This is a genomic window from Dyadobacter sp. HNCC25DJ187 (genome assembly GCF_056895255.1).
This window is the reverse complement of record NZ_JBXHAT010000002.1, coordinates 1,093,615-1,113,156: the sequence shown is the minus strand read 5'-3', so window position 1 is coordinate 1,113,156 and position 19,542 is coordinate 1,093,615. Positions and strand designations below refer to the sequence as shown.

Sequence of the window (19,542 nt, the reverse complement as noted above, 5' to 3'; positions counted from 1 at the left end):
CTTAATAATTTGGGTTTTGTTTTAAAATGTCCGAACCTTGGTAATCAATCTGGGTTTGCGGAATAGGCGCAAATTCATCTCGGCCAGAGGTGAATTTGCCTCCGCTGTAAGCTACAGGCAGTTTTACCTTCTCATAATTCAAAAAGTCGTTGAGTACCTTTTCTGCACTTCCCCAGCGCACTAAGTCGAAAAAGCGGTGACCTTCGCCTGAAAGTTCTAGCTTGCGCTCAAAGTGAACTGCCTGGCGGGCGGCAACTTTGTCCGTCCAAGGCGCAGAATAAGGAGCTATCACATAATTTGCTGCGTTTTTACCATCGGAAGTTTTTACCCAAGCTTCTCTGTTGGCCGCTCTTTCTCGCACCATATTAACATAGTTCTGCGCTTTTTGTAATGTCCCTACCTCAATCTCAGTCTCGGCCGCCATTAAAAGCACATCAGCAAAGCGGATTATATTGTAGTTGATCGCCGAATAAGTATCTGTGCTAGCAGTCGCGTCAGAAAGAATTTTGGCCTGTGATTTATAATGGATAAATTTTTTCGGTGAATACGGTCCGCCAAAACTCTGATCACGGATCCAGGAGTAGCCCGGATGCACACCCCAATCAAGAAACGGAATGCCACGGCGGCCGACGGACCAGTCCAGACGCGGATCCACAGGCGCTGTATCCGGTGTGAATGGCTGATCCGATGTCATCCCCTGATCGGTTTTCAGCTGATTAGCACCTGCATTGTAAGATCCGTCTAGCAAGGGTAAACCCTGCTCATTCACGCGGAATGAATTGGCCAGTTCAAAGCTTGGCTGAAAGTACCCGCAGCAACCGCCTGGCGCGCTGGAACCGTACGGGTAATTTAATCCCAGATCCGTGTTTGCATTATCTGTACTACCGGTGTTGGCCGCAGCTTGTATTGCAAATACCGATTCGGAATTAGTTTCCTTCGCAGCATTGAAAATATCCGTATAATTGATAACCAATGCATATTTCAACCCTCCGCTGGTCACACCATTAGCAATCACTTCGTCAAAGAGCACCTTTGCGTCCTGATACTTTTTCTGGTACAAATAAATTTTCGCTAGATAGGCAGCCGCAGCCCATTTATTGCAGCGACCGACAAGCGACTGGGTTGCGGGTAGATTTTTATACGCATAATCAAGATCAGCCTCTATTTTCGGCCAGATATCCACGTTATTCTGTACCTTTTCAATGCCGTTTCCATAAGTCAGGGATTCGTCTACATACGGAACCATATTGAACATGCGCTTTAAGTCAAAATAGTAATGAGCACGAAGAAAACGGGCTTCCGCTGATATCCGTTGCCTATCGGCTTCGGTAACATCCGTTCCCGCTTTTGGCAAAATGCGCAGCACTGCATTGGCGCGGCTGATACCTTCATACATAGCATTCCATTTTTGACCAATATCGCCCAGACTAGGATAAAGTTGGTAAGTCATCCACGGAATCAAATCGCCATAGTCACCGGAATTGGAACCTTTGTTGGCATCGCCTCCAGAGATACTACCACGCATCCAGTTGAATGTACTTGTCACACGGCGGAAACCACGACCGTTGGTTTCGGCATAAGCTGCCACGAGTAAGCCTTCAATGCCGGCTTTTGAATTGAGCTGTGCTTCGGAAAGCTGGCCTGTAGCCGGAACTTCCAGGAACTTGTCTGAGCAGGAACTGTTGCAGAAGGTCAGCAGCAGCATGATTGCCCAGGTTTTATGAATATGTTTTTTAATCATGATTAGTACTATTTTAAAGCGTAAAACTCAATCCCAGATTATACCCGCGCGTTACCGGATAATTGCCCACGTCGATCCCAAATGCCGAATCGGAAGAGCCGCCTACCGCAGGATCAAGTCCTGAATATTGGGTAATAGTAAACAGGTTTGTAGCCGAGACCGAAATTCTTAGGCGGTTCATCCCAATGCGTTTGATAGCTGCTGCAGGAAAAGTATAACCCAGATTTAAGTACTGCATTCTGGCGTAAGAGCCATTTTCTACGTAGTATGAATTGGCCTGGGTGTTAGTGCTGAAATTACCTGCACTTTCGAAGATTGGCACATTGGTGTCTGTGCGGTCAGGAAGCCAGGAATCCTTCACCCGTGTGCTGAGGGCACCGCCTGTGAATGAAGGGTAAAAGTCTGTAAACCAGCGTTGGTTATTGAAAATTTTATTACCCAAAGAAGTATACACATTTGTGTTGATATCAAAGCCTTTATAAGACAATCCGAGTGTGATACTACCTGTGAATTTAGGTACCGGGCTGCCTAAATATGTTCGATCGGCATCGTCGATCTTGCCATCATTATTCAGGTCGGCGAAGCGGAAGCGGCCCGGTGCCGCACCGGCTTGTGTGGGCGAACTGGCTACTTCTTCCTTGCTGTTGAATAAGCCTTCCACCTGGTAACCAAAGAATTCGGAAAGCGTGTGCCCCGCTTGATTACGTACTACGGGAGTTCCAAGACGTGTTCCCCCGCCATTGAAGTAAGGCACAAGTGGAGCAATGGCGGTAATTTTGTTGCTCAGAAAACTTCCGATCGCAGTTACTTCATAATTCAGATCTCCGGTTACCCTTCCACGGTTGGTCAGCAAAAGATCGATTCCCTGGTTTCGCATGCTGGCAATATTCACAAATGGAGCACTGGCTCGAACGCCTACCACACCCGGCAATGCAAGCTGGTAAAGAAGATCACGGGTATCCTTACGCCAGAAATCTACAACTATTTCCAATTTGTTGTTGAACAATGCGCCGTCAATGCCGATGTTGGAAGTTACACTTGTTTCCCATTTTGCATCTGCATTACCAATCTGGCTGGTGAAATATCCCGGCAATATCGTGTTGTTTGTAGCTCCTAAATCGTAACCATTTGCAGCATTAGAAGCATACAGACTAAATTGGTTCGTCGAGCTTAGGTAATTGGAATTACCCATTAGTCCGTAGCCGCCACGGATTTTCAGATCGGACACCCAGTTGATATCCTTCATGAAGTCTTCCGATGATAAGCGCCAGGCTGCCGAGAATGCAGGAAATACGCCAAAACGGTTATTGGGTGAAAATTGTGAGGAACCATCTCGCCGAACAACAGCCGTCAAAATGTAACGGTCACTATAAACGTATTTGGCTTGTCCGAATAAAGAGTAAAAATTATTGCCCTTTGAAAGGCCGCTATTTACCTGTCTTGTAGTTCCTGGCGTGGTGGTGCTCAATGTCACGTAGTCAGGGTCTGTTGAGAATGGGTTTAGACCTGATCCGTTGATATTCCTTCCTGCACCGGTGTTAAGGGATTCAATTCCGCCTAGAATGTTCAGATCGTGTTTCCCGAATGACTTTTTAAAAGACGCCGTGTTTGTAAATGTCCAGGCGAGCGCAAAACCAGCTGATTCATTGTAGCTAAAATTGGCAATATTCTCCGAATTCTCGTAGGTAGCTCGGGATGAACTGTTGTTGTAATTATTAAAATAAGTGCCGCCAATGCTGCTGCGTAAAGTAATCGAAGGCATTAGATCATATTCGAGATAAGCATTTCCAAAGCCGTATATAGTCCGGTTGCTGTTGTTGGCAGCAGCCTGCCTGCTAGCGAGTGGATTTCTTGGATTCCCAAAACCAGGCGCGGCGGTGCCGCCATAACCACCAAATGCGTCGTAAACAGGAATAATCGGTGCCATCCTAAATGCTGACAAAATATCATTTTCATCGGAAGCAATGCTAGAATTGTTGTTGGTGCTGTTTCCCAGTGCACTTCCGGAATTTCCCTGTAAGCCGGTAGCGCCTACGTAAGCAAGCTGGATATTTTCGCCCAAACGCAGTTTCTTGCTCAGATCAAATTCTGTATTGGCGCGGAAGGTGTAGCGTGAAAATTTGTTATTGATCACGATCCCGTCTTGCTGCTGCATGCCGAAACCAACATAATATCGGCTGAACTCCGAGCCGCCCGAAAGTCCGAGCGTATGGCGTGTCATCGGCGCATTGCGGGTGATGGCTTTATACCAGTCGGTACCTTCCTTATTGGCGGCCATCACCATGTAATAGGGCCCATTCGCGGGGTTGACATTGTATTTGGCACGCTCGGTTTCCAAGTTTACAGCCGAAGCAGGCTGCCCAACACGATTACCGACAATTAAGTAATCAGGCAAGACCGGAGTTTGGCCAGAGCCATATTGTCCGTTTGCAATGCCTGTAAAACTGTTTGGGCCAATGGGCATACCATTTTGAAATAGATCGTTTTTTCGGGCCTGCCACGTCCAGTCCGCCTGCTCCTGCGGCGTGAGTACCTGTTGACCTTTGCCGGGATTGGTAAATCCATATAGCCCGTCATAACTTACAGAGAGCTTCTGTGCTTTTTTCTGGCCTTTTTTAGTAGTTAGAACAATTACGCCTGCTGCGGCGCGTGCTCCGTAAATAGAAGCAGAGGCAGCATCTTTCAGTACGGTTGTCGATTCAATATCATTTGGATTGATAAATTGAATACTTTGTGTAGGTACGCCATCCACCACATAAAGAGGTTGATTTCCGCCGAAAGAACCGAAGCCCCGTATACGTATCTGACTCGAAGTGCCCGGCTGGCCATTTGAAATGACCGTCAACCCTGATACTCGCCCTTGTAATTGCTGCTCTACATTGGAAGAAGGCACCACCTGCAACTGCTGGGGCTTTACAGTGGATACCGCACCAGTTACCTGGCTGCGGTTCTCAGTCGTGTAACCAGTTACTACCACTTCAGTCAGCACGCTGATATCGTCCTCTAATGTAATAGTGATTTCTGAACGATTACCGACACGAACTTCTTGTGCTTTGTATCCAATGGATGAAGCTACAATAACTGGCTCTGTGCCAGAAACATTAATACTGAAATCGCCATTAGCATCTGTTGATGTGCCGACTTGCGTGCCTTTCAGTAAAATATTGACTCCTGGAACTGGTCCTGATGAGCTGTTCACTTTACCTGTCAGGACGCGGCCCTGAGCAGAAACATTCATAGCCAGAAGAAGCATCGCACTGCATAGCACAATTGCTCTCCATGCATGGTAAAAAATTTCTTTCATAAAGAAATAGGCTTTTAGGAAGCGAAACACCAATGCGCAGTTTCGCCTTATGCGCAAACTTCTTTTAAGCCAGCAACTTGTCTAGAATAATTGACGGTTTTAAAGAACGTTCTATAGCCTTAGTGCATGGACCTATCCAAATTATCCCTTTTTTTATAAAAAAATTACTTGATTAGCTTAGCATATGGTTCAAATGCTACTGAAAGAGGTTGACAGTCAGCCAGTATGTTTTGTTGTATAACTAAGATTATGTTAATGAATTCCTGATACCGGAAATACGACGTTGATCCTTGGATATTCTCCATCTAATAAGCTAGATGGATTTCAGGTAAACCAGGCTCCCAGTATACGGATTATAGGAAGGTTTGTAGTCAATATACCCAAACAAAACCAGCTCTTTGATGCACTTGTGATAAGTCACAATGTTTCCGATACGTGACAGCGCGAGCACTTTCTTTCGGGTGATGGGCACCGGGTTCTGACAGCCGCTAGCTTGCCAGAGCTGTATAAAAGCGCTGTACATGCCGATGTGCCAGACAGTGATCCTGCTGTCAGTTGAAAGAGCGCTCAATGATTTAACGATAGATCCGTTCATAGCCTCCTTCTTTTAGCAGACGCCTCTCCACTGAGTAGATCCATGATTTCACTACGGTTGTAGTAATACGTCCCGCCGATCTTTGTGGGTTTCAGCTCCCGGGTTATTCTCAGGTTCTGGAGCGTGCCGGGCGATACCTTCAGTATTTGCCTGGCTTCTGAGCTGCGAAGCCACTCGGATTGCTCTGTTTGTTTCCCGGTATGCAGCATTTGTCTGATGTCATCAAGCAGCTGCATTCGAAATTGCTGTAAATCTTCTTTTGTTACCATCTCTACTACCATACTCTTTGATTTTACAGTGTTATTTTTCAAAATATACCTGACTTCCTTTCCGGTTGAACCGCGGCTCGTACCGTAGATAGCCGTAGGCATCCAGCTCTTTAATCGTTTTATGAAATGTGACCCGGCTTGCAATTTTTGCCAGCGGCATGATCTCATAGCTCACAATATGGATCGCCGACGGGTAGAACTGGGTTACCCACTGGTTATATAGCACGGTAAATAGCGCAATATGAATAGGGCCTATCCTGGGATCTTTTCCTATAGCTAGAAGGAATGCTGAAAGTGGCTCAACTTGCTGCTTCATACCGCTTCGTTTTAACCGACCGCTACGCCTGATTTTTTACCAAGCCGGATCGTGCGGGTTGGTCTTGTTTGTATTTTAACTTCTTTTTGTAGGGCTGCTGACAAGCTGATCTTCTTGTTTTGATCGTCGAAGATGTTGATGGTCTTAAACTGCGGGTTCGCTTCAATAGAAAGCGGCCGATCCTTCCCATTGACTCTGATTGTCACGTTTTGCCGCTCTCCATTAGCCAAAGCGTCCATTAACTTCTGCTTGGACTGCTCATCTTTGAGCTCTTTTAAAGGAAGCTTTGCTACTGCTTTGGCAAGATCATATCCGTAGCCGGAATGAAATGCTTTCATTTTGAAATTTCCTTCCGTATCCTTATCGTTTAAATCCAGCTGAACCCATTTGTCTTTGATTTGAACTGCTCTTCCGGCTACCAAATTACTGGCCTGTGATGCAGTGATACCGTTTCCGTCAAATTTATGATGCCGGCTCTCTGTGTTTTGATGATCTTTCATAGCTACTTTGAAGCTTTCGATCTGGTAGGTGCCATTGGCCTTCCTTGCAAATGACAAGTCGTAATCCATGCGCTGATTTTCGTTTTTATAGCGGCTCACTGGCAAATTGAAACGGTCTTCACCTTTTGCCAGGTGCTCACGTAACCGGCCTGTCATTTCACTCATTCCCATGGCACTTATCTGATTTTGAAGAAAGCGCTCATTTGCAGATTGCAACTGTTTTTTTCTTATGTCTGCAACTAGTTTAACTGATGCGTTAAAGCCTTTTCTGATCAAGCGAATAAAGGTATTCGGATACAGCTGCTTTTCGATCCTGTTGCTCTCGCGTTTCAGTACACGGAGCGAAAGCTGCTCGTCAGCATTGAGTTGCCTGGTTGAGTATCTGCTTTGGATGCCTTTCATGTAGGCAATTTTCTCTTTTTGAAAATCGCTGCTTTTGACGATATCTGCCGAGAACAGTTTCGCAAACCGCTGTTCTTTGGCAAGCCAGGCTTCCATCTCGTTTTCAATCCGGTTTACTGGCTGTTTCATAAGCTGTTGTTGGTTAAATAGTTCAGTTAATCTTTTCAGCAAGTCTTATGCAACCGTTCGGCCTTTACGCTTAGATGGCTTTTTCTTTGCTGTGTCTGGCTTACCCGCGGATTGTTTTGCAGCTATCTTCTCATTGGCAGATTCTGTTTGCTCACCTGTGGTCTGCTGCTGGCCGTTTGCTTTTGATTCAGAATGAGTCCGTTTAAAGCCAGTGCGCTGCATGTTTGAGTCAAACTGGTTGATGGTTTTAAACTGAGGCGTGGCTTCGATGTAGCGTTTCTCTTCTTTTCCCTCTACAAGGAAGGTAACCGACTGACGGTTGCCCTTCTGCAGCGAATCCATTAGCCGGGATTTGTCATCGGCATTGCCAAGCTCTTTAATCGGGTATTTAGCCAGCGCCGATTCCAGATCAAAGCCGTAGTTCTGATGGTACTGCTTGATCTTAAAGTTGCCGCTCTGATCTTTGTCTGTCATATCCAGTTTAAGCCAGGTGTTGTACTTTTCACCTTTCGGCTCCAGACGTTTGCTTCCAACTGTATCCGTTTCAACCAGCTTAGCCATTTCTTTGTGTACTGAGCGGCCAGATAGCAGATTGTAACCTTCTTTTAGTGTGATGTTGTTATCATAGCCAATGTGAAAGCTTTGTTTAACGGCGTCTTTGGCACCCTCTGGCTTAACAGCTAAATCATACTTGTTAAAAAAGTAATTGTCTGTTTCTGCCGACTTGCGAAAGTGCAGCGTCGCGTCCGCGTGATCGTTTCCGAATTTGGTCTGGTGCTGCAACTGAAAACTGTCTTTGCCTTGCTGCATATTTTCTTTCAGCTTCGCTTCAAGCCCTTCTCCAAAGCCAGTATATTTGATCTGGTCCCTGAGGTAATTCAGGTTTTTCTCTTGCATGATTTATTGATTTAAAAGTTTGAAAACTGTTTAATGCACTATTTACTTTTCGGGTGTGGCAGCACTTTTCAGCGTCCTGGCCCTGATGATGGTCCTGTTAGATATTTCAAGGCTCAGATGCCTGCCGCCGTTCATCTCCATGAGCTGCACGACCAGCTTTTTTTGATCAGGAATGGTATGTTTGGGTAGCGCGAATACGAGCACTGCTTCGCTTTCGGCCGGCAGTTGATGTGTGTCGCCATGCGCATACATAGGGATAATCTCGGTTTCCTGAATAGCAGTCCTTTTAGAAGTCTTTTTATCGCGGATAAAAAACCTGAGCTGATCTATATCATAGCCAACTTGTGTCGTGTTTTTCAGCGCGAGCTGATAATACAGTACATCCTGAGCAGTGTAAATCCCGTCAAGAGCCAACCGGATTCCGAAATGCGCGTCTTTTATGTTTTTAATAGTCTTTTCCAGATCGGCAACCTGGGAAGCATTCGATTCAATCACCGATGGATTTGGTTGTGAGGCCCGCTCAGGTCCCGAGCTAGCAAAAACGAAATTGAGTTGAGCGGGATTCGAAGCGTAATCAAGCAGATAGGAGTGCAGCTTCCCGTCGGAGGTGATCACAGTCAGGTTGGTCTGCTGAAAGTTTTCCACGGCAGCCTTGATCTGAAGTACGTGATCTGCCCCTTTGGCTTTTTGAGCCAGCACCGCGAGGCTACCTTTATCGACGCTTTGTATGCTGCGGGCAAATACAAGGTTGGTTGTTTTTTGATCTGTGATTTCGATCCGGTAGGGCTCTATCACAGTGGGTACCTGATCTTGTGCAAAAACCTGCTTCGCTGAAAAAAAGATCAATAGGATTGTGGCTAAATTTGACTTCGTGTTTTTCATTTTCTTTTCTGTTTCAAACTTATTAATGGGGTGCTTTAAAGATTTTCGGGCTGATTCTGATCACGCAGCAGCACCTGATAACCTGCTTTGACGGTTACTTTGACCAGCCGAATCTTTTTGCCGAGAATGTTTCTGGTTAGCTCAATTCCGGCGTTAGCTGCCTGCGCGCCAAGGCTTTGGTTGAAGCTGGGTAAGCCCAGCGACTGGATGGCCTGCTCTGAGGACTGCTTGGCAGCGTCACGCGTGATCGCGCCTGGAATATGTATGCCGTCAAGCCCGTCCAGATCATAGACACTCAGCGCTACAGGCAGCAATGCGTTTTGGTATCTGACACTAGTAATATTGACCTTGAGCCTTTCTGAGTCCAATGAGGTGGTCCCAAAAATAAAGTGGCCACAGGGTATCAGTATTCCGTTGATGTACACATCACTTACAAGCCGCAATTTGACAGTTGAGCCGTTGACCAGTTCCTGTGTCTGGTGAACCACGGCTTGCAGCGCGTTCCTATTCTTGTTTGATTCAGTGATAGTTTCTTCCAAAGAATAAAACCCGGTTTCTATCCGGCCCAATACCGGCTCTGACCCAGTATCCAGGGTGGTAATTGGCGTGGGATGATCGCTTGGCAAGACGGCGAACACCTGTCCGCGGTTCTGGTTTGAAACCTGTTTGAGCCGGTCTGACACCCGCTCGGGATGCTGGATATCCAGGATTTTTTCAAGCATGCCATTCAGCTCAGTAAGCTCGGGATCAGTGCCCGCACCGGTATTTTCAGCGCCTTGCATGATCGCTTCCAACCGCGCTATGTCCGGGTGGGAGGCAATGCTTTGTCTGGAAGGCAGCGTCGGCAGATCATCCTGAAGCGTTTTTTCTGGCAGATCTTCTTGCTGGCTTATCACCGCATGCAACTGCTGAAGTTTCTGGTAGACCTTCTGATCCTGAGCGTCTTCGCTGCTGCTCGCCAAGCCCTGGTTCATACTGGATTGGAGATTTAACTTTTTGTTAGGAAGTCCTAATAGTTTGCTGCTGTCGGCCAGGCCTGGATGGAAGGGAAGGCTGTCGTGATAATAAGGATCACTTCTCATCAGTTCAGCAAGCTGCAGTGAGTCCTTTTCTGCCTGCTGGTAAAAACCAAGCTTGTCCAGCGGCGCTTTATCATCCAGATAAGCGTCAGGTAGATTGAAGTTGAAACCTGTAGGCTGTTGAGCCGGACCGGTCTTTTCACTGTCTACACCTCCCAGGATCCAGAATAAGAACGTAAGAAAGGGGAGTACCAGCACGGGTATTACTGCATACAGCCTTCGCTTGCGCTGATAGCTGGTTGAATGTGTCTGTTCCATGATGATTGTTTTGAATAAGTTAAGATGTTTCTTGGTTTCAAGGTTGACGCAGGTACATATGCTGAATCAAAAGAAGACTGTCCTGTAGCCCCGGTATCGAAGCTGTTACACTATCGTATTTGTCCCTTCCATACGGCGCTGTTTTCAGACTGTCAAGATAGTCCAGGTAATCTATCACGCTTTCGTACTCGCGCAAGCTGATCAAAGGCTGATCCGCTGGCAGGCCCCTACTGATACTTTCGGGCAACATGATTTCTCCGATGTAAAAGGTTGTTAGCTTTTCTCCGTAGAAGCCATCTGCGATCAGCTTTCCGCAGCAGACACCCAGCGCCATGAAAACCACAAGGCTGATTGCTATTTTACAGGCCTTAGGAATGCCAGCTGTCAGCTGCTGAAGATCCCTAAAGCACTTTTGGAAAAAAGCCTTGAAGGGCTTAGGTGGATTTTGTGAAGAGACTTGGTCTATGTACTTCATACAATTTTAGGTTTAATTGAGCTTTATCTGTTTTGGATTTTGATATCGTGGTTTTCGACTGTCAGCCATCTTTCGATCAGAAATCCGTGCGGGTTATTGTCAGAGCGCGGCACATTGCGCAAATAACCTTCTGTGACAAGGCTCCTTGATACAACGCTGGTCGTTCTGGTGATCAACTGCGTGGCATGACAGCGGAAGAAGTAGGGGTAGTTGGCCGTCTCTACCTGAATGCTGTCTACTGTGATATCCTGGCTGATGTTGCCTGAGATAATGCCGGTGTAAAAACCCCTTTCTGTCAGGTTATCATATTGCTTTTTCGCTGTCCCATCGGCCAGATACAGCGCCTTTCCCACATACTCTCGTATCGCTTTTTCGTCAGGGGAGAGGGTGAAAAAAAGTCTGTGAAAGGTCTTGACATGGTCTCGCGCTTCCACCGGGACGTTATCTTTACGCTCTTCTGCAAAAGCTTCAAGCGCTTTGCCGTTGGCCAGAATGTAGATCTTGCCCTGAATAGAACTGACCATTTCATAGCTCTTGTAAATCGTGAAGCAGCAAAACAGGATACTTCCAACCACGCAGACCGCTGTAAAAAGCCGTATGTGTCTGAATGCGGTATCGATGTTCTTGGTTTTTGTAAACATGATCTTATCATTTATGATTTTGAAGAATCGTTTTTACTGTTGCCCGAAATCTTGTCTGCCATATAGGCTCCGCGATAGCCTGCTGTCCTGCCGATAGCGCCGCTTATACCCTGACCGGCATGTGTACCTGAGTAGCCATCTGCAAAATGTCCGGGGGCAGCAGCGATCGATCTGCCCGTCTGGTAAGAATTCGAAGCAAAAGAGCCAATAGCCCCGCCGGTGATGTTGGTGATCTTTTGTCCCAGAGCGCCCCCGCCACCTACGTTGATAATGAAGTTGGTAATAGAGGGGACCGTGAAGTAGCCAACAATGCCGATGATAAGAAACACCAGGTAGGCTGTGTCCTTTGAGGAAAAGAACGTGCCGCCCGTGGACTGGATCTGGCTCAGATCGATTTTGATCATCTGTTCTTGCACCTTACCAATAATCGCGCCGAAGATATTAGCCACTGGAAGCCACAGGAAAACGTTGATGTATCGCGCTATCCAGGCGTTGAGTGAGTGGTGAAAGCCGTCAAATACCGAGATCCCCAGCACCAGTGGCCCTAAAATGGCAAGTACAATCAGCTGGAAGGTGCGCAGCGTATTGATACAGAGCGCAGCCGCCTGAAAAAGAATCTGCAGCACCTCACTCATCCACTCTTTGACAGAGTTTTGAAAGTTATACATCGCCTTTGACATGGCAAACTTCACATCATTTCCAATGGAAGCAAACGTGCCTTCCCCCGAGGGCTCTTCCCCATGCGTGTAGCGGTACCATTTTTCACGGTCTCCCTGTCCACTCTCGCCGACAAACATTTGCCAGAAATCTGTTTTTTGCAAGGCCTGTTGTTTTTGCTTCAATAGTAGCGCAATCGCTTTGTTAGACCCCTGTACCATCGCGGCAGTGCCGGTAACGGTTGGTTTAAGAATTCCATTGATAATCGCCAGAAAGGACGGGAATAAAAGAATAGCCATACCCAGCACAAACGGGCGCAGCAGTGCATAGAAATCAATAGGCTCTGCGCTTGCCAGATGACGCCATACACGGTAGGCGATATACCACAGCGCTGCAAAACCTGCAATACCGCGCCCGACGCTGATTAGCTGACTGCTAAGGCTGATCATCTCATTGTAAAGCTGATCCAGTACGCTTTGCAGTCCCTTGATCTCGCCAGCTACGCCCTGGGCTCGTGCAGCTTCAGACAACAGGATACCCATGATCACGGTTAGCGTGATACGCAAATGAGTTTTCATAAATTTGTGATTTATTTGTGCTTGTTACTGCTCAATCTCATAGACCTGACTCATCGTAGCCGCGTCATGTTTTTCTTTGGCACGCTGCGCTGAAAGTACAGACGCATTGGCATTGAAGTGTTTTAAGAACGCCAGCTTTTCATCCATCTCTTCATATATTCCGTCTATCGCTTTGAGTCTTTCATCATCTGACATGCGCAGCTTGTCGGCCGTGATTACTGTCGTGAGCTCATCGATGCCGCGAAGGCTCAGCGTTACAAGATTCGAGTAAACCCTTCCCATGTGTGCCAGCTCATCCTCAGTGAAATTGCCTTCCTCTCTGAAGCGGTCGTAGGTGCTCCGGTAGTGCCGGATCAGCATGATCTGCTTGTCTATGATCCCTGATACCTTGTGGTAGTTTCTGACAGCAGGGCTGACTTTCATCAGCGCATCTAAAAATCCCTTGTGAAGCTTGAAGTTACCCTCGCTGATATTTTTGATCGTGTTATAGCCTTTGTATAGAATGTCATAACCCTTTTTGAGATCTTCCAGGATCTGTTTGAACTGAGATAGTTTCTCAATGTTCAAAACCAGCTGTGCGATCTCCTGGGCCTGCGCTTTTGCCGCGGGCGGTTTGATGAGTCCTACGCCGAGAATAAAAAGAAGTACAAGTATCTTTTTCATGAGTTTAAAAAGTTAATGGTTGATTGTCTTTTCGATGATGGCACCGTTATCAGCAGCCGTTTTTCTGGAGTTCGCCATCACAAGCGCTGCATTCACAAAGCCTTTGCTGAAGTTGTAATTGTTTTGCATACCGACGAAAATCTGATCAATCCGCCTGATGCGCTCATCGTCCTTCATTTCCAGCTTGCCTGGCTGCAGTACCAAGGCCAGCTCGTCAAACTTGCTCGAGCAGTCATCCATCAGCCTGTCATAGACCCTTTGCATGTTGTCCATCTCCGGCTGGGTGAAAAGCCCTTTCGCCCTTGCTTTGCTCAGACTACCGGTAAACGAGCCGGAGCTGAGCGCATACAAATCAGCAATGTCCTTGACTTTGGGATCAGTGCTGATGATAGGCTTTATTTTTTTTAGCGATGCGAAGTAATCCCTGTGCAGCTTCAAGTCGCCATCTTTGATCTGTCCGATCAGACTCAGGCCCTGGTCAGCGATTCTGTAGCCTTTCTGCAGGAATTCGATGTACACTTTCAGGGCTGCAATCTGGTTGGCCAGATACTCGATCTGCGTTTGTTTTTGCTGGAATATTTCCTTGACTACCTGCGCGCTGATTGTTTTTGGAGCCGTCAGTAGCGTTAAAACCAGAACAATTCGTTTCATGATTTCCATTTTTATGGCAGACCGTAAAGCGCTTTGACTACCTGGGCGTCGCGGTCTGATCTGGCCCTTTGCAAGCTCAAGGTCATGTTCTGGTTGTTGAACCGGATCAGATCACTGTAATTACGTTCTGTACGCTCGGCAGCTGCATCGATGATCTCAATTCTTTTCGCATCAGTCATACTGGTTTGAAAGGCTTTGACGATTTGTGTGATCTGATCGATGTTTTTGACACTTTCTGAAAGTATCCCATTGTAGACCCTTCCCATGTGGCCTGTCTCTTGAGGCGTGAAATGTTTATCAGACTGCACAATGGACCAGACTCTTCTGTACTCGAGCACCAACCGGTACTGTTTGTCAGAGATATCACGGATGCGTTTGTAGTAGGTGATCAGCGATTTGACTTTTTGAAGCTCATCGAAATATTCTTTGTACAGATCCCGCTGCTTCTGGGTCCACTCTGTGATCTGATCCAGCTGTAGTTTTGACATGGTATTCTCCAGGGTTTTCTGCGCATTTTGAAGCCAGATAATTTTATTCTGTTGACGCTGAATGCCCAGATCAATCGCTTTGATGACCCTGATGATTACCTGTCGGACCACTTCCCACCATGCTGCCTCTGCCCGCTGCATCGGGGCGCCGGCGATGACAATAAAAACCGACAGCAGAAAAATCCTGATGTATTTTCTCATAATCAATTCTTTGGTTTATTGATTTAAATCCTCGACCAGCGCCGCTATGCCTTTTTGGATGCTGCCGTATCTTCGCGCGTACTGCTCGACGAGCACTTTTTCTTTTTGTTCGGTTGTGTAGGCGTAGTATTCCTGTGGAGAAGGCTCATAACGGTAGACTTTCATCACTGAATTGCCCAGCTCAATGTAAAGTTCGCGGTAGCGTTTTGTGGGATCATTGGCTTTGTTTACAGACAATACCTGCGCGCGTCCTTTGTCAGTCATACCCAGTACAGCCTGAATGTCTTCGAACTTGTTCTGAAACTTTTTAAGGTCCAAAAGGATCTTGCAGTCCGCATTATTGATGATCGCCTCCTTGATTATATCAGAGGAGATGATATCGTCCACCTCCTGGGTAACAGTAACCGCTTCCCCAAAATATTTACGGACTGTTTTATACAAATACTTCATGAATTCAGCCATGCCCGCCTTGGCAATCGCTTTCCAGGCTTCTTCGATACAGATCACCTTGCGGACCCCTTTGAGCTTTCTCATCTTGGAAATAAAAAGCTCCATGATAATCAAAGTAATTACCGGGAATAGGATCGGGTGGTCCTTCACCTTGTCTAGTTCGAAGACGATGAATGGCTGACTAAGTACGTCCAGGTTCTCTCTCGCATTCAGAAGGTAGGCAAACTCGCCGTCGTCATAGTAGGGGCGGAGCACAAACAAAAAGTTGTCCATGTCAAAATCCTTTTCCTTGACCCGGTCTTTTTCAAGTATCTGGGTGAACTCGACATACAGAAACTCATAGAAGGAATCAAAGCAGGGGAATATATCAGGATTTTGCGCCAGATATTCGTAGTAACCAGTAAGTGCATTGGAGATTGCTACATACTCGCTGCGTTTAAACTCCTCGTTATCGCGTTTCCAAAGCGCAAGCAGCATCGTTTTAATGCTTTCCTTTTTCTCTGTGTCCAGCATATCGCCCTCTTCGATAAAGAAGGGGTTGAACCGGATCGGGGTCTGATCAGAGTACGTAAAATAGTAGCCGCCTACCATATCACAGAGCCCTTTGTAGCTGTGGCCCACATCGACGATCACGATATGCGAGCCCTGCTGCAAGTAACTATGCAGCATATGGTTCATAAACATACTCTTACCAGAGCCGCTGCCACCGATCACGATCTTGTTCCTGTTGGTAATAATCCCGTTTGACCAGGGCTCATCTGAGATATCCACATGGACTGGCTTTCCACTGTGACGGTCGCCGAGCCGGATGCCGAAAGGACTTTTCGAGCTTCGGTATGCCGTCTCCAGATTCAGAAAGCAACAGGCCTGCTCGGCAAATGTATCAAAGCTGTCATTCATCGGGAAGTCAGCCGCGTTGCCTGGAATGCCTGCCCAGTAAATCTGGGCAGCGCCGGCCGTTTCCTGTTTGGCAGACGCATCCATCTGCGCAAGCGCGGCAGATACCAGGTTTTTGATTTCTTTCAGCTTCTCTTTCTGATCGTTCCATACCAGCACATTAAAGTGTGCCTTGACAGGCATTCTGTGCTCTGAGATCGCTTCGTTCAGAAAATCATTGGCCGCATCCCGTGCGATACTGTTCTCTCGGGAGTACGCTGACAGCGACTGCAATCTGAGTCTTTTGGTTTCCAGTCGCTGTATGGCTTTCTGACCATCTTCCAAAAAAATGTACTGGCTATACAGGTGGTTGCACGGCAGCAGTTGGCCGACAGGGGAGGCAAACCCGATACTGAACTTGGTTTTGTCGGTGCTGTATTTATCATAGTTTACCCTCGGCCCGCACAGTGAAGGTAAATCCTTGGCATCTGCCAGCGTGTAGAGCTGGGCGTGATCATTCCCGATCTGAATTCCGCCTTTCAGCTGCATATCGCGGATGAACCCGGCCTGATCTGCCAAACTGCAATATTTCTCTATAATGCCCGCACCGTCTGCTGTGCTTAGAAGACCATCCTGGCCGATTCGTTCCAGCTTTACAAAGCCGCTGGCCTCAATAATGCTTTTGAACTGACCGCAGGCGTCTTCGAAATTATCAAACATCTCCTCGCTCAGCGTTTGGTCGGGCGCGATACTGGCCCTTGTCAAATTGGAAAAAAGTGAGCTCGATAGCTTTCTGCCATCCGGCTTTTTGGTCAGAAGGATATAGCAGCTGTGATCCAGAAGCGGCCGCTCAAAAAAGAAGCGTTCGCTGCTGAGCGCAAGGAAGCTTTTATCTTCGCGGCTAAAGTCGGGCCTGTAGCTGCTGTCGATAAACCAGTCTTGTTTACAAAAAACTGTGTTGTCGGGCAAAACCTTCAGCGCCCTGATCCAGGCATTGTGAAGCGCTTCGTAGTCCTGGTTACAGAGCGTAAATATTTCGGGCAGCTCCACCTGGTAGCAGATGGTGATATCCCCGCTTTTTGAAAGGATAGCGTCCTTTTCCACACCCATAATCGGTAATAAATCTTCGAGCCTCTTTTCCATCTGCACATTCTATATTGATTATTTATTATGGTATTTACCTCGCTGCTATATTTGTTTTCTATCATTGGTGATAAAAACCTTTCTGGAGCGGTTGCTGATCACTTTGGGGATACTGCGCTGCGCTATTCTTTTGCTCAGACCATGCTCTCCATATCTGCCGCTCATCGCATAGAGTTGCAGCGTTAACCCAGCGCCCAGCGAAAGGATCACTCCGACGCAGATATAAGAGTTGACGCCTATGATATACAGGATCGCAAACAGCACCAAAAGGGCGATCACGCCAACTACAAAGTATATGATATACTGCGCTTTCAGGCCGTGGAATTCGATCGGTCGGTTGATGCCCTTGTTGATCTGAAATATGGTGTTTGACATTTTGGGAGTTCAGGTTTGTTAGATGGAATCTGACTTTGGAATCAGCCAGGCAATAATTAATCTAATCCGATCTTCTCCTTATTTTCCTGCAAGTACTCGTCCATCATCACAACAGCTGCATGGTACTTCCTTTTGCAAGTGAAATCTTCCTGCTGAGTCATCTCCAAAACTGGTTCACACATACGCGCAAGGTGAATTGCCGTCTCTTTTAGTTTTCCCGATGCCTCAAGCGTCAGATATTCCTTAGTGAATTCCTGACTCATCACAGACATTACGAACTGAAAATGTGAGATCCCCAAAGTATCGATAAGCTCACTCATACAACCATGGTACGCCTGAAAGACCAAATGGCGTCCGTGCTCAAATAGCTGGCTGGATAGAGGCACAACATCGCGGATCAGACTATCGATGTGCTGGTCGAATTGTTCCTGGGTTTCAAATTCTTCTCGTAGGCTCGGGTGTTCCATAGCGATGTAATTCATAATACCGGGTTTCAGACGCCGCTCCAGCGACTGCATAAGCGGATTGAAAGAATGGCTGGGTTTGTTCTGGTTGTTCATCTCGTTCATTTATGGTTAATAATGATCATATTATTTTTTGGCAGTGACTGGGGTCTTCCAGTCAGGGTTTATTGGTGCTACCTTTCGACCAGACCCAATAAACCCGCTGGTAACGCATATTGTTATACGCGCCTTTTATACATTAAAAAACGACTTAATTACTGTCGCCACTACCACCAGGAATATGCACGAGCCGAACCAGCTGGCAGCCACCTTGGAGGTATCATTATCGCCCTGGTTCCATTTGGTAAATACCTTGATAGCCCCGACCAGTCCCAGTACAGAACCACAAGCATACATCAGGTTTGTTCCTGCCACAAAGTAGCTTCGTACTTTCAAATTCGCTTCGTTCAGGCCCGCGACACCATCCTGCGCTGATGCGTAAAAGCTGATTAGAACCAGTCCTGCCATAAGGCCCCACCCGCAGATCATCTGCCGGTTTACATTCTTCGTAAATCGTCCATACACACGTTTCATACCCACTCTGATTATAGTTAAAGAATAATTAAGAAAATGCCTTCCAGGGGTGTGGTGGTTATTTGCGGGTGTAGCGACCCGAAGTACTATGGTGAAACTTTATAAGAGCGGGACGGCACTTCACACAAACCAACCACACAACAAACCAATATCTGGCCGCCCCGCAATATCTTTATAACAAGAATTTTATTTGTTCAGCACCTGTTGCCAGGCATCATTAAGCTGCTGTTCAGTGAAGGTAATCTGACAGGTTTCTGCTGCCTGCCGGATAATATAGTGGTTAATGGCTACCCGGAAGGCAGGCTTCCGTAACCCGGAGTAGTGTGCAAGCCGCTGCTGCAATATTTGCAGCAGATCATCCTCGCCCGTTTGCTTGCCTGCCTCTTCCAGAATAGCCATTCTCAGATCCTCGACGACCTCTTCCAGCTCGTCAAATAAACCCTGCATCACCTGGGTGTCTCGGCCTGAAAATTCTTCTTGTATTTTACCCTTCTTATTTCTTGTTGCCAGTTTTTCCCGGACCAGTTTTCCGGAGAATAGGTCTGAAATCTCTTTTCTGTAAAATTTGAATCCGATCAGCATGTAGTAGCCAATTGCCACAATACTTACACCTATTAGATAATTGCTCCATGATATTGCTGCTTGCATAATCGTAATTTGTTTTGTTGAATGTGGTACTTTCTGGTTTGGATTTGCATGCATCAGATAAGTGTTAATTCCTATCTGCCAGAACCTTTTGTCTTAAAGGATGCTACAAAGTAAAGACGCAGACGGGGTGACAGAAAAGGACAACTTTTTCTTGTGCCCTTTTGGTACGTGGTGTGTGATTATGGAGATTTGGCCATCACCTTCGGCCGGGCTATTCGCTTCAATATCCCTATGGGATGATTTCCACTGCTATCCCTGACGGTTCTACAGTTGAATAAATTTAGAAG

At 46.8% G+C, this 19,542-nt stretch carries 20 protein-coding genes; all 20 read right to left on the bottom strand.

The genetic code is table 11. The features are described from left to right. Position 1 precedes the first annotated feature (1 nt). Entirely contained in the window at positions 2–1,741 is a 1,740-nt protein-coding gene (locus tag AC1XUE_RS15640) for a RagB/SusD family nutrient uptake outer membrane protein (protein ID WP_483356918.1), read from the bottom strand. Between the two features lie 13 nt (positions 1,742–1,754). Continuing rightward, positions 1,755–5,045, bottom strand: coding sequence for a SusC/RagA family TonB-linked outer membrane protein (locus AC1XUE_RS15635; protein ID WP_483356917.1), 3,291 nt, complete (start codon positions 5,043–5,045; stop codon positions 1,755–1,757). A 313-nt stretch (positions 5,046–5,358) separates the two neighbouring features. Beyond that, positions 5,359–5,640: a hypothetical protein gene (locus AC1XUE_RS15630; RefSeq protein ID WP_483356916.1), complete on the bottom strand. Its 282-nt coding sequence runs from the start codon at positions 5,638–5,640 to the stop codon at positions 5,359–5,361. Beyond that, positions 5,637–5,876, bottom strand: coding sequence for a helix-turn-helix domain-containing protein (locus AC1XUE_RS15625; RefSeq protein WP_483356915.1), 240 nt, complete (start codon positions 5,874–5,876; stop codon positions 5,637–5,639). Before AC1XUE_RS15625 ends, AC1XUE_RS15630 begins: the two co-directional genes overlap by 4 nt. 64 nt (positions 5,877–5,940) lie before the next feature. After that, on the bottom strand, positions 5,941–6,225 hold the full coding sequence (locus tag AC1XUE_RS15620) for a hypothetical protein (protein WP_483356914.1): 285 nt from the start codon (positions 6,223–6,225) through the stop codon (positions 5,941–5,943). An 11-nt stretch (positions 6,226–6,236) separates the two neighbouring features. Next, positions 6,237–7,256, bottom strand: a complete 1,020-nt coding sequence (locus AC1XUE_RS15615) for a hypothetical protein (RefSeq protein ID WP_483356913.1) — start codon at positions 7,254–7,256, stop codon at positions 6,237–6,239. A 45-nt stretch (positions 7,257–7,301) separates the two neighbouring features. Next, the gene (locus AC1XUE_RS15610; RefSeq protein ID WP_483356912.1) at positions 7,302–8,153 is read right to left on the bottom strand and encodes a hypothetical protein; all 852 of its coding nucleotides are present in this window, start codon (positions 8,151–8,153) and stop codon (positions 7,302–7,304) included. A 42-nt stretch (positions 8,154–8,195) separates the two neighbouring features. Beyond that, entirely contained in the window at positions 8,196–9,035 is an 840-nt protein-coding gene (gene traN, locus AC1XUE_RS15605; RefSeq protein WP_483356911.1) for a conjugative transposon protein TraN, read from the bottom strand. A 35-nt stretch (positions 9,036–9,070) separates the two neighbouring features. Beyond that, positions 9,071–10,372 carry a conjugative transposon protein TraM gene (traM, locus tag AC1XUE_RS15600; protein WP_483356910.1) on the bottom strand — a complete coding sequence of 434 codons (1,302 nt, stop codon included), beginning with the start codon at positions 10,370–10,372 and terminating at the stop codon, positions 9,071–9,073. Between the two features lie 37 nt (positions 10,373–10,409). Continuing rightward, positions 10,410–10,847 carry a hypothetical protein gene (locus AC1XUE_RS15595; protein WP_483356909.1) on the bottom strand — a complete coding sequence of 146 codons (438 nt, stop codon included), beginning with the start codon at positions 10,845–10,847 and terminating at the stop codon, positions 10,410–10,412. Between the two features lie 23 nt (positions 10,848–10,870). Continuing rightward, entirely contained in the window at positions 10,871–11,488 is a 618-nt protein-coding gene (traK, locus tag AC1XUE_RS15590) for a conjugative transposon protein TraK (RefSeq protein WP_483356908.1), read from the bottom strand. A gap of 11 nt (positions 11,489–11,499) precedes the next feature. Beyond that, positions 11,500–12,723, bottom strand: coding sequence for a conjugative transposon protein TraJ (traJ, locus tag AC1XUE_RS15585; protein WP_483356907.1), 1,224 nt, complete (start codon positions 12,721–12,723; stop codon positions 11,500–11,502). A gap of 24 nt (positions 12,724–12,747) precedes the next feature. Next, the gene (locus AC1XUE_RS15580; protein ID WP_483356906.1) at positions 12,748–13,386 is read right to left on the bottom strand and encodes a TerB family tellurite resistance protein; all 639 of its coding nucleotides are present in this window, start codon (positions 13,384–13,386) and stop codon (positions 12,748–12,750) included. 12 nt (positions 13,387–13,398) lie between these two features. Further along, positions 13,399–14,037: a hypothetical protein gene (locus AC1XUE_RS15575; protein ID WP_483356905.1), complete on the bottom strand. Its 639-nt coding sequence runs from the start codon at positions 14,035–14,037 to the stop codon at positions 13,399–13,401. Positions 14,038–14,048: 11 nt separating this feature from the next. After that, a complete protein-coding gene (locus AC1XUE_RS15570) occupies positions 14,049–14,726 on the bottom strand; it encodes a conjugal transfer protein TraI (protein ID WP_483356904.1) in 678 nt (225 codons plus the stop codon). Between the two features lie 15 nt (positions 14,727–14,741). Beyond that, complete coding sequence (locus AC1XUE_RS15565; RefSeq protein ID WP_483356903.1) at positions 14,742–17,195, bottom strand: TraG family conjugative transposon ATPase; 2,454 nt, start codon at positions 17,193–17,195, stop codon at positions 14,742–14,744. Between the two features lie 45 nt (positions 17,196–17,240). Continuing rightward, positions 17,241–17,570 carry a DUF4133 domain-containing protein gene (locus AC1XUE_RS15560; protein ID WP_483356902.1) on the bottom strand — a complete coding sequence of 110 codons (330 nt, stop codon included), beginning with the start codon at positions 17,568–17,570 and terminating at the stop codon, positions 17,241–17,243. A 56-nt stretch (positions 17,571–17,626) separates the two neighbouring features. Continuing rightward, the gene (locus AC1XUE_RS15555) at positions 17,627–18,139 is read right to left on the bottom strand and encodes a hypothetical protein (RefSeq protein ID WP_483356901.1); all 513 of its coding nucleotides are present in this window, start codon (positions 18,137–18,139) and stop codon (positions 17,627–17,629) included. Positions 18,140–18,265: 126 nt separating this feature from the next. Then, positions 18,266–18,562: a DUF4134 domain-containing protein gene (locus tag AC1XUE_RS15550; RefSeq protein WP_483358001.1), complete on the bottom strand. Its 297-nt coding sequence runs from the start codon at positions 18,560–18,562 to the stop codon at positions 18,266–18,268. Positions 18,563–18,793: 231 nt separating this feature from the next. After that, the gene (locus tag AC1XUE_RS15545; protein WP_483356900.1) at positions 18,794–19,255 is read right to left on the bottom strand and encodes a hypothetical protein; all 462 of its coding nucleotides are present in this window, start codon (positions 19,253–19,255) and stop codon (positions 18,794–18,796) included. Between the last annotated feature and the right edge of the window lie 287 nt (positions 19,256–19,542).